Source organism: Nocardia amamiensis NBRC 102102, from assembly GCF_001612745.1.
Lineage (GTDB): Bacteria > Actinomycetota > Actinomycetes > Mycobacteriales > Mycobacteriaceae > Nocardia > Nocardia amamiensis.
Genome location: NZ_BDBA01000282.1, coordinates 1 through 11,085, shown reverse-complemented (window position 1 = coordinate 11,085; position 11,085 = coordinate 1). Strand labels below are relative to the sequence as shown.

Below are 11,085 nucleotides of genomic sequence, written 5' to 3'. Positions count from 1 at the left end.
CGGGCGGCCGCGCACGCGGCGCGTGACGAATGGGTGTTCGCGGGCAGTGGCCGCGCGGTCGAGTACGTGGCAGGCCGTCGATGGGAGATTGCGGCGACCGGCTTCTGGCAGGCGCACCGGGGCGCGGCGCAACGGTATTCGGATCTGGTCGCGGAGTGGTCGGGACTCGACCCTGGCGGGCGCGCCTGGGATCTCTACAGCGGTGCGGGTGTTTTCGCCGCGCGCCTGGCCGAGCAGGTCGGCCGGACCGGCGTGGTGCTCGGGGTGGAATCCGCGCGATCCGCGGTCGCGGACGGCGCCGCGGCGCTGCGCGATCTGCCCTGGGTCGAGCTGCGCACCCAGCGGGTGGAGCGCTGGGTGGTGGAGCACGTCGGTGCGGCGGGGCCGGACGTGGTCGTGCTCGATCCACCGCGTGCGGGCGCAGGCAAGGAAGTGGTCGGCCCGGTCACGGCGAGCGGACCGGTGCGGATCGTCCACGTCGGATGCGACCCGGCCGCGTTCGCCCGCGATCTCGGGTTGTACCAGGCCGCAGGCTACCGGCTCGCCGACCTGCGCGCGTTTGACGCGTTCCCGGCGACGCACCACGTCGAATGCCTTGCGCTGCTGGAGCGCTGAGGGACGGTCCGCCGGAGGTAGTCGACCGCGACCGGATGCAATTAGAGTCACAGTGCTCGGCCTTGATCGGTGCGGCGTCAGTCGAGTTGCCACGTGATGCGAATGACGGCGGAGATCTCGCTCTGGCCCAGTTCGACCGGGACCGCGGCGGCGCGGTAGATCTCCATCGGTGCGGAGACGCTCTGCACGCGCGGGGGCGGCGGTGCGGAGGCGGCGTTCTCCGTGATCTCGAGGACCTTGCCGAGGGTGCGCTGCGCGCGCCGGGCGTACTGCTCGGCCTTGGCGAGCGCGTTCTCCCACGCGGCGTCGCGCGCCTGGGCGAGCAGGGACTCCTGGTCGGCGAAGGTGAGGGTCAGGCCGCCGAGGCGGACGTCGTCGCCGCCCGCCTCGACACAGTTGGCGACGATGGTGGCGAATCCGGGATCGGCGGTGTCCCCGATATCGCGCAACGCCACGGTCAACGATGTACTGGCGAGGTACCCGGTGACCCGGTTGCCCTGGCCCTCGGTCCACACAGTCTCGGTCTGCACCGATAGACCGCTCGTGGCGATGTCGGCGCCGTCGACGCCATCGGACCGCAGCGACCGCGTGACCGCGGCCACACGCTCACCCGCCCTGCTGTAGGCGAGCGCGACCTTGCTCGCCCGCGATTCCACGGAGATCGTCACCCGCATCAGGTCCGGGACGGCGCGGGCGGTGCCGTATCCGAAGGTCGTGACGGTGCCTGCCGCCGAATCGGACTTCTCGCTCACGGATTCTCCTCGGTGATCGTGTGCCTGGATTGCCGCTGTCGTCGCGCGCGATGGGGTCCCGCGCGGCTCAGTAATCGCCCCCGCGTGCCGCTATCGCCCGCACCGCCGCGTCGATCTGCGTGAAGGCTCCGGCGGCGAGTCGTTCGAGCAGTGCGAGCTTCATCTCGGGTCCGTCCACGGAGAGCAGATCGAACCGTTCCGGGCTCAGCACCGCGACCCGAACGTCGGCTTCTGCCCGCGCCTCGCTCCCGAACGGCGTGCCGACCAGCATCGGAATCTCGCCGAACGACATACCCGGCGACAGACTCAGCAACCGATGCCTGCGGCCGTCGGTCCCCTCGAACGTCAGGCGCACCCGCCCCTCGAGAACCAGATACAGGCCCGAGCGCGCGCTACCGCGCTCAGTGATCACCTCACCACGCGCGAACGTGCGCACCTGGAACTGTGGGGCCAGACGAGAACGTTCGTCGGGGCCGAGGCCCGCGAGCGCCGGATGATCCTCGATCGCGATGGAGGTACACACTGGTTCGTCGGCCGGTCGATGGTTGTCGAGCACGATGTCCTCACACCATTCGGTCGCGGTGTCGCGATCGAGGAATACCCGTCGGCCGGGGTCGTCAGGAGGCAGACCGGAGACGGTGTGCGCGATCCGCGCGTCGGGGTCGACCAGCGCCACCCGAACGCCGATCGAGGACAGCTCGCGCTGCAAGTCATCGATCATCCGCGCCGCGATCGTGCTCACCTCGCCGACCCGGCGCAGATCTACCACCAGGGCCTCCAACTCCCCGGCGTGCGCCTCGATGGTCCGCACCGCCCGCTCCGCGCCGGGGAACAACAGGTCGCCGTGTAGTTCGTACACCCGCGCGCGGTGTCCGTGCTCGGCCAGCAGGGCGATCTCCTCGGCCGGGCGGCGCAATCGCGAGGGCACCTCGGCCACGGAGTACGCGGCCCGGACCGCGGCCCGCGCCGCCCGCGTGACGTGCAGGAAGTGCAATTCCAATCGTCGCGACAGCTCGCGGCAGGCGGCCACCCCGCGCACGCTGTTGCCGTGGGCGTCCAAGCGGGGGGAGTACACCGCGATCCCGATCTGTCCGGGCAGAACCGCCACGATCCCGCCGCCGACTCCGCTCTTGGCGGGCAGACCGACCGTGGTGACCCAGTCGCCGGCCGCGTTGTACATGCCGCAGGTGGTCATCACGCTCAGCACGTGCTCGGTCAGCGCCGGCGAGATCGCCCGTTCCCCGGTCGCCGGGTTGAGCCCGTTATCGGCCAGGGTCGCGGCCATCAGCGCGAGATCTTCGCAGGTCACGGTGATGGAACACTGCCGGAAATAGAGGTCGACCGCCTCGTCGGGGTCGGAATCGATGACGCCGAACGAGCGCAGCAGGTAGCCGATCGCGCGGTTGCGGTAACCGGTGCGCGCCTCGGAGGCGTAGACCGCGTCGTTCATCGCCAGCTCGCGTCCGGCGAAGCGGGAGTAGCAGCGCCGGACGCGCTCGAAACGATCGACCGGATCGCGCCCGCCGATCAACGAGGCCGCGGTGATCGCGCCCGCGTTGATCATCGGGTTGCGCGGGCGCGCCGTCACCGGATCCAAGCTGATCTCGTTGAACGGCTCCCCGGACGGCTCCACGTCGATGCGCTCGGCGACCGCGTCGGGGCCACGGTCGGCCAGCGCGAGCGCGTAGGTGAACGGCTTGGAGATGGACTGGATGGTGAATCCGGTCTCGACGTCCCCCGCGCCGTAGATCCGGCCATCGGCAGTGGCCAGGCATACGCCGAACGAATCCGGCTGCACCGCAGCCAGTTCGGGAATGTAGTCGGCCAGTGCTCCGGAGTCTTCCCCGCGGCAGCGCCGGTAGACCTCGTCGACGATCCGCGCCACGACGCCGGGTTCGACTGTCCGCGAGACTACTTGCTCGGGCTGGGCCACCCTGCCACTCTAGGCCGGGTACCGTATGTCCGGGCGTTGCGGCCGAGCTCACATTCCGGCGCGATGCCGGTCGGTGTGATGGTTCTCGTGCGGGCCTGCCATCCACCGCTCCGTAGACTGATCGGATCAGACGCGTTATCCGGAGGGAGCTAGTTCAGGTGGGAGTGCTTTCCCGGGTCGACTCGCCCGAAGATCTGCGCCGGCTGACGGTGCCGCAGCTGCGCGAGCTGGCGGAGGAGATCCGCGAGTTCCTGGTGCGCAAGGTCGCCGCGACCGGCGGGCACCTCGGCCCCAACCTCGGTGTGGTCGAGCTCACCATCGCGCTGCACCGGATCTTCGACTCGCCGGCCGACCCGGTGATCTTCGACACGGGACACCAGGCCTACGTGCACAAGATCCTGACCGGTCGCAAGGAGCAGTTCGATTCGCTGCGCAAGCAGGGCGGTCTGTCCGGCTACCCGAGCCGCGCCGAGAGCGCGCACGACTGGGTGGAGTCCTCGCACGCCTCGGCGGCGCTGTCCTACGCGGACGGGCTGGCGAAGGCGTTCGCCCTCGGTGGGCAGGACCGGCACGTGGTCGCGGTAGTCGGAGACGGCGCGCTCACCGGCGGCATGTGCTGGGAGGCGCTGAACAACATCGCCGCCGCTCCGGATCGTCCGGTGGTCGTGGTGGTCAACGACAACGGCCGCTCCTACGCGCCCACCATCGGCGGCCTGGCCGACCGGCTGACCGCGCTGCGCACCCAGCCCGCCTACGAGCACGCGCTGGATGCGGGCAAGCGCATCCTGAAGAGCATCCCCCGGGTGGGCGAATCGGCGTACTCGATGGTGCATGCGGTGAAAGCCGGGATCAAGGACGCGGTCAGCCCGCAGGAACTGTTCAGCGACCTCGGCCTGAAGTACGTCGGGCCGGTCGATGGCCACGATGTCGCCGCCCTGGAGGCGGCGCTGCGCAGGGCGAAGGACTTCGGTGGACCGGTCGTGGTGCACGCCGTGACGCAGAAGGGCCGCGGCTACGCGCCGGCCGAGAATCATGTCGCCGACCAGATGCACGCCTGCGACCCGATCGACCCGCTGACCGGCGCTCCGGTGGGCGGCCCGAAGGCGCTGGGCTGGACGTCGGTGTTCTCCGAGGAGCTGATCGCGCACGCCGAGCGTCGTGCCGACATCGTGGCCATCACCGCCGCGATGCCGGGGCCGACCGGGCTCGCCGCGTTCGGGGAGCGGTTCCCGGACCGGATGTTCGACGTCGGCATCGCCGAACAGCACGCCATGGCCTCGGCGGCGGGTCTGGCGCTCGGCGGCATGCATCCGGTGGTCGCGATCTACTCGACCTTTCTCAACCGCGCCTTCGACCAGCTGCTGATGGACGTGGCGCTGCTGAAGCAGCCGGTGACGGTGGTGCTGGACCGCGCGGGCATCACCGGATCCGACGGCGCGAGCCACAACGGCATGTGGGATCTGTCGGTGCTCGGCATCATTCCCGGTATCCGGGTCGCCGCGCCGCGCGATGCCGCGACGCTGCGCGAGGAACTGGCCGAGGCACTGGCCGTCAACGACGGTCCCACCGCGCTGCGATTCCCGAAAGGCAGTGTCGCCGAAGACATCTCGGCGGTTGAGCGGCTGGACGGCGTGGATGTGCTGCGGATGGCGGAGCCCGACGGCGGCTCGGTGCAGGCGGTGCACGGCGACGTGTTGCTCATCGCGGTCGGCTCGTTCGCGGGCGTAGCTCTGGAAGCGGCGAATCTGCTCGACGCGGAAGGCGTTTCGGTCACCGTCATCGACCCGCGCTGGGTGCTGCCGGTATCGGACACACTGCTCAAACTCGCCGAGAACTACCGGCTCGTGGTCACGCTGGAGGACGGCGGACTACACGGCGGCATCGGCTCCACGGTCTCGGCCCGCCTGCGTAACTCCGGCCTGGACATCCCGACCCGAGATCTCGGTGTGCCGCAACAGTTCCTGGACCACGCTTCGCGTGGCGAAGTGCACGCGGAGCTAGGGTTGACCGCCCCGGATATCGCCCGGCGCATCAGCGGGTGGCTCGCCGCTCGCTGACGGCACGGCGGACGAGCCCGCGGGAAACACGAGGCGGTCCGTCGGCGGCAGTGCGGCCGTCAGCCGTGGCACCGCCAGCTCACGCTGCCAGGACCGGGCGCCGCCGGACTTCAGGAATCCGTCGACCGAGGCGGACAGTTCGGTCACGTCGTAGTCGGCCAGCCCGTCCCAGCACAGTCGGCGCACCAGATCCGGCGCGAGCAGATTCTCCACCGGAACCGCGTGCTCGGTCGACAGCTCGCCCATCGCGGCCCGCGCTCTGAGCAGGCGCGCGGCAGCGGCGGGGTCGCGGCGCTCCCAGCGGTTGACCGGCGGCGGACCGTCGAACGGCTGAGTCAGCGGCGGCAGCTCGCTGTCGGGCAGGGTGCGGCCGCGTTCGATCGCGGCGAGCCATTCGCGCGAGTACCGGCGCTGCCGCGGCCCACCGAACACCGGCAGCGTGCGCAACTGCGCGATCGACTTCGGCTCCGCGGCGGCCGCGGCGATGATCGCGGCATCCGGGAGGATGCGGGCCGGCGCCACATCGCGGGCGTTTGCCAGCACGTCCCTGGCGGTCCACAGCTCGCGCACCACGGCCAGCTGCCTGGCGCGGCGCAGCGTGTGGATGCCCGAGGTCCGCCGCCAACGCTCCGCTTTCGGCGCGGGGGGATCCAGCGTGCGAATGTGCTCGAATTCCTGTGCCGCCCACTCCGTCTTGCCCTGCGCCTGGAGGGCGTCGGCGACCTCGTCGCGCAGCTCCAGCAGCAGTTCCACATCGAGCGCGGCGTAGTTCAGCCAGTCGTCGGGCAGGGGCCGGGTAGACCAGTCCGCCGCGCCGTGCCCCTTGCGCAGTGCTCGGCCGAGCAGACGCTCCACCATCGCGGCGAGCCCCACACGTTCGAAACCGGCCAGCCGTCCGCCCAGCTCGGTGTCGAACAGCCGGGCCGGTCGCAAGCCGAGCTCGGCCAGACCGGGCAGGTCCTGGTCTGCGGAGTGCAGGACCCACTCGAGTTCGTTGATCGCCTCGGCCAGCGGGGCGAGGCCGTCGGCGAGCGGAATCGGATCGATGAGGAACGTGCCCGCGCCGGCGCGGCGCAATTGGATCAGGTACGCGCGTGCCGAGTACCGGAAGCCGGAGGCTCGTTCGGCGTCAACGGCGAGTGGTCCGGTGCCCGCGAGGAGCCGGGCGGCGGCTGCGCTGATCTCGGCGGCGGTGTCCAGTACCGGTGGCACACCCTCCGCAGGCGCGAGCAGGGGCGTCGCGACCGAGGGTTCGGATTCTTGTGGTACGGACATGGTGTTGAACTTTACGTGCCGACTCGAAGGCGCCGCCGTCCTATCGGCGCATCGGTGTCCGGATCGAGCGGCCGCGACTCATCCGGTCATGGTATGCGCTGGTCCTGGGCCAGGTCGCATCCCCAGGCGGGGCGTGCTCACGGTTGGTCGCCGGGTAAGCCCTGCCGCATCTGCAGCTGGGTCACCCCTGCGGGGGGTAGGCCTGCCGCGTAGGCCAGCACTTCGCAGAATGCCTCCAGATGGGGCCGCATCTCGGTGGTGACCGGAGTCCAGGAGGCGCGTATCTCCAGCTGGTGGGCGCGCGGCGGACCGGCGATATCGCCGTAGCGCACCGAGCTGGTCGAGGTCACCGTACCGCCGAGCGCGGTGAACGGTTCGGCCCGCGACTCCAGCGCGTCCACCAGCCAGCTCCATGCCACCTCGGGTAGTAGCGGGTCGGTGGCCAGTGCGGCATCGATATCGGCCTGGATGTAGGCGACCAGACGGAGGGTGCCGTGCCAGGTGTCGTCGCCGTTCGGGTCGTGCAGCAGGATCAACCTGCCGAACGCGTCGCCTTCGGAGTCGATCGGGACCACGGCGGCGTCGGGGTGTTTGACCTCCGCGCCGACGGCGTAGGAGTACGGCGCGAGTCGTTGCGGCGGCCGGATGGGCGCGAGCTCGATCCGGGGATGCACGGTAGCGGTGCCCATCGCATCGACCGCGGCGCGGAATAGAGCAGGCTCGCCCTGGGGCCCTTCGGTCGGTGCGGCGCCGTCGCGGAAGTCGAGCGGTGTCACGAATGCGACGGTAGACCTTGTGCACACGGCGCGGTCGGAGGCGCGCCGCTGGACGCGACGCGGTGTGTGGCGGGGGAGTCCACTCCCGCCTCCGGGTCCGTCGCCGCCGCCGAGCCCGCTTACGATAGCCGTGATGAGCACTCATACCCGCCGCCGGTTGACCGATGCCCCGTTCCTGGCCGCCGCCACCGGCGCGAGGCCCAGCAGGCGCCCGGTGTGGTTCATGCGCCAGGCCGGCCGCTCGCTGCCCGAATACCGCGACGTGCGGGCGGGCATCGGGATGCTCGAATCGTGCTTCGATCCGGAACTGGTGTGCGAGATCACCCTGCAGCCGATTCGCAGGCACAAGGTCGACGCGGCGATATTGTTCTCCGACATCGTCGTTCCGCTCAAAGCGGCGGGTATCGATCTGGACATCGTGCCAGGCGTCGGCCCGGTGGTCGCGGCGCCGGTGCGGACGGTCGCCGACGTGCGAGGGCTGCCACGGCTGCGTCCCGAGGAAGTCGGCGCGGTCACCGACGGCGTGCGCCTGCTGGTCGACGAGCTGGGCGAGACGCCGCTGATCGGGTTCGCGGGCGCGCCGTTCACCCTCGCGTCCTATCTGGTCGAGGGCGGGCCGAGCAAGAACCACGAGCGCACCAAGGCGATGATGTACGCCGACCCGCAGACCTGGCACGCGCTGCTCGGCGTGCTCAGCGACATCACCATCGCGTTCCTGCAGGCTCAGCTGTCGGCGGGCGTCGACGCGGTGCAGCTGTTCGACTCCTGGGCCGGCGCGCTGTCGCTGGCCGACTATCGCACCTTCGTCCTGCCACACTCGGAGCGGGTGTTCGCCGAGATCGCCGACGCGGGCGTGCCGCGGATCCACTTCGGTGTCGGCACCGGCGAACTGCTCGGCGCCATGGGCGAGGCGGGCGCCGACGTGGTCGGCGTCGACTGGCGGGTGCCGCTGACCGACGCCGTCCGCCGCGTCGGACCAGGAAAAGCGTTGCAGGGCAACCTCGATCCCGCCGTGCTGTTCGCCGGACCCGCGGCGATCGAGGCGCAGGCCCGCCGGATCGTGCGCGAAGCGGACGAGGCGATCACAATGGGCGCCGCGGGACACATCTTCAACCTGGGACACGGAGTGCTCCCGGACACCGACCCGGGCGCGCTGACCGCCTTGGTGGAGCTCGTCCACGAACTGTGAGGACCCGTGCGGGCGGTCGGTAACCGGCCGACTTGATCCGCGGGGTTACGCACGCCGGATCGGAATCAGTGCGCGGTGCCTCCGGCCGACCGTTCCACCGCGGCCGCGACACCGTCGAGGACGAGTTCGAGCCCGAAGGTGAAGTCGTCGGTGACCGTGGGTGGCGGGACTTCGAACAGGCCCGACGCGACGAGCTCCGCTGCGTGCGGGAACCGTTCCGGGTCGATGAGCCGCGCAAGCTCTCGCCCGTAGGCGGCATTCGTTTGCGCTTCGGTCAAACCACTTGCGGCGCGGCCTTGTTCGAGTTGACGGTGCAACAGGTCGGCCTGTCGCACGTAGCCGCTCACCACCGTCAGCACGTTTACCTTCGCACCCGGGTCGAGAGTCGTCTCACGCAGCGCGCGCAGCCCCGCGTCTATCCACGCGATGGCGTTGGGTCCGCGCGGGGGACCGGAGATGGGAAGTTGGATCAGCCAGGGGTGGGAGTGGTAGACCGCGCGTAGTGCGAGCGCCCAATCATGCAGTGCCGCAAGCCAATCCGCGTCGTCGCGGAAAGGGTAGCGGGGCGTCCCGGTGGCCGCGTCGCCCATCAGGACGAGTAGTTCCTCTTTCGATCCGATGTGCCGGTACAGCGACATCGCCGTGACGCCGAGCTCGTCGGCGATCTTCGGCAGTGTCGCGGCGGCGAGACCCGCGCGATCGGCCAGTTGGATGGCGGTGTGCACCACCCGGTCGACGTCGAGGCCTGCTGGGCGGCCGCGGTGGGAGCCGCGCCCGAGCCGCCACAGGCGTACGAGCTCCTCGGGTAGGTCCTCGATCATGCTGCCGCCGCTCCCTTTCTCAGACTGCTCCGCCATATTAGTATATGACCTATAGTTTAGAACATAAACTTATCCAAGTTCTGGAGGACCCCCTTGAACTACAACGCAATCACGCGCGTCAGCGGCTCCGCGGGCGTGCTGGCTACCGTGCTGATACTCGTGGAGCTGCCGCTCTACTTCCTCTACGACGGGCCACCACCGGACTGGAACATCGTCACGCGCAGCATGGCAGGGCTCGCGGGGAACACGATTCTGGTGATCTTCTTGGCCGGGCTTCCCGTGCTGGCCTGGCACGCCGGCCCGGTGCGCGCCTGGGTCGGCGGTGTGGCTGCGGTGGCCGGGGTGATGTGGCTGACGGTCTCGGCGGTGGCTACCGCGCTCGAGGTCGGCGCGGCGATCGCGGCACCGGAAGACCTTGATCCGACGATCGCGGTCACCGGTACCTATGTGCTCTACGGTGCGCTGTCGAAACTGTTGATGGCACTGTTCCTCGGCGCCTTCGCGTTCGCGTTCGCGGAGGCCGGGATCGTGCCCCGGTGGATCACGACCGGCGCCGCGGCGCTCGCGGTGGTTCAACTCTGCTTCGTGCCGTCGATGTTCTTCGGCAACAACCCGGCCGATTTCTACGCCGCCAACGGTTGGGGCACCACCGCGACCACCGGCGGACTGACCATCCTCTGGATTCTCCTCACCGCCCTGACGATTCTGCGCTCCCGGACCGCGTCCACGACGGTGCCGGCGTAGGAATGGAGTTTCCGGCGAGCCACCGGACGACATTTCGGCCCGGCGAATCTCATGAGAACCCGGCGGTGCGGTGGACACGGCACGGCAAGCGTGACCGCTCGTGTTGCGGACGGGACCTCGCTCGTTGCCGCATCCAGCCCATGACCCGGTCGAATTCGACGCCTGTCGGCCGGTGCTGCGGAACCTGTCCAGCTCGGAGGTGTGGGGCGCGGCACAGCGCGCCAACCGTTCGACGGGCGCGGTAGCGGTGCACGATACGGTCGAGGTATGCGTATCGCGGTGGTCGGCGGTGGAATCAGCGGGCTGGTGGCCGCGTATCGGCTGCGGACCCTGCTCGGCCCGGACGCCGACCTGCTCGTGCTCGAGCGATCCGATCGGGTCGGCGGCATCCTCTACACCGGCGAATTGGCCGGGGAGCCTTTGGATCTCGGAGCGGAAGCGTTCGTCGGGCGGCGGCCGGAGGTGCCCGAGCTGCTGCGTGAGCTCGGACTCGACGCACAGCTGGTGACCCCCGCCGGGCTGCGGCCGCTGGTGTGGTCGGGCGGTGCCGCCCACCCGTTGCCGGAGAGCACGCTGATGGGTATCCCGGCGAACGCCGAGTCGATGCGCGGGCTGGTCGATGCCGCGACGCTGGCGCGGATCGCCGCCGAACCGGAACGGCCGCTGACCTGGGAGCCGGGTTCCGACACCGATGTCTACGGCCTGGTCGCCGGCCGATTCGGCGCGCAGGTCGCCGAACGCAGTGTCGATCCGCTGCTCGGCGGTGTCTACGCGGGTAGCTCGCGCTCCATCGGCGTACGCGCCGCACTGCCCACGCTCGCCGCGGCCCTGGACAACGGCGCGCCCAGCCTCACCGCGGCCGTCCGCGCCGCACTGCCGCCGCCGTCGAACGCGCCGGTCTTCGGCGGAATCCGCGACGGCTA

The 11,085-nt window shown here is 70.3% G+C and carries 9 protein-coding genes and 1 pseudogene; 5 read left to right on the top strand and 5 right to left on the bottom strand.

What is annotated here, in order from left to right:
* Nucleotides 1-615 (top strand): class I SAM-dependent methyltransferase (locus NA4_RS35295; RefSeq protein ID WP_169811186.1); only part of this gene is annotated, 615 nt, incomplete at its 5' end.
* A 77-nt stretch (nt 616-692) separates the two neighbouring features.
* On the opposite strand, the gene NA4_RS35290 is transcribed toward NA4_RS35295, so the two are convergent.
* On the bottom strand, nt 693-1,367 hold the full coding sequence (locus NA4_RS35290; RefSeq protein WP_084497743.1) for an SIMPL domain-containing protein: 675 nt from the start codon (nt 1,365-1,367) through the stop codon (nt 693-695).
* A gap of 67 nt (nt 1,368-1,434) precedes the next feature.
* Nucleotides 1,435-3,300 (bottom strand): glutaminase A, encoded by a 1,866-nt coding sequence (gene glsA / locus NA4_RS35285; protein ID WP_067479925.1) that lies wholly within the window; start codon nt 3,298-3,300, stop codon nt 1,435-1,437.
* Between the two features lie 158 nt (nt 3,301-3,458).
* On the opposite strand from glsA, the gene dxs reads away from it, so the two are divergent.
* Nucleotides 3,459-5,357: a 1-deoxy-D-xylulose-5-phosphate synthase gene (gene dxs, locus NA4_RS35280; RefSeq protein ID WP_067479923.1), complete on the top strand. Its 1,899-nt coding sequence runs from the start codon at nt 3,459-3,461 to the stop codon at nt 5,355-5,357.
* A 48-nt stretch (nt 5,358-5,405) separates the two neighbouring features.
* Here the strand turns inward: dxs and NA4_RS35275 are convergent.
* A pseudogene (locus NA4_RS35275) lies at nt 5,406-6,632 on the bottom strand (HRDC domain-containing protein); the annotation flags it as partial.
* 137 nt (nt 6,633-6,769) lie between these two features.
* Entirely contained in the window at nt 6,770-7,408 is a 639-nt protein-coding gene (locus tag NA4_RS35270; protein WP_084497741.1) for a DUF3000 domain-containing protein, read from the bottom strand.
* Between the two features lie 133 nt (nt 7,409-7,541).
* Between NA4_RS35270 and hemE the strand changes: the two genes are divergently transcribed.
* Nucleotides 7,542-8,597, top strand: a complete 1,056-nt coding sequence (gene hemE, locus NA4_RS35265; protein WP_067479921.1) for a uroporphyrinogen decarboxylase — start codon at nt 7,542-7,544, stop codon at nt 8,595-8,597.
* 65 nt (nt 8,598-8,662) lie between these two features.
* Here hemE and NA4_RS35260 read toward each other — a convergent pair whose 3' ends face one another.
* Entirely contained in the window at nt 8,663-9,418 is a 756-nt protein-coding gene (locus tag NA4_RS35260) for a TetR/AcrR family transcriptional regulator (protein ID WP_067479920.1), read from the bottom strand.
* Between the two features lie 93 nt (nt 9,419-9,511).
* Here NA4_RS35260 and NA4_RS35255 point away from each other — a divergent pair, with 93 nt between their 5' ends.
* Nucleotides 9,512-10,162, top strand: coding sequence for a hypothetical protein (locus NA4_RS35255; protein WP_067479918.1), 651 nt, complete (start codon nt 9,512-9,514; stop codon nt 10,160-10,162).
* A gap of 267 nt (nt 10,163-10,429) precedes the next feature.
* The coding region (locus NA4_RS35250; RefSeq protein ID WP_157129501.1) for an FAD-dependent oxidoreductase at nt 10,430-11,085 on the top strand (656 nt) is incomplete at its 3' end.

Coding starts and splice junctions, on each gene's coding strand:
- hemE (WP_067479921.1), top strand. CDS start 7,542: ATGAGCACTCATACCCGCCGCCGGTTGACCGATGCCCCGTTCCTGGCC.
- NA4_RS35260 (WP_067479920.1), bottom strand. CDS start 9,418: ATGATCGAGGACCTACCCGAGGAGCTCGTACGCCTGTGGCGGCTCGGG.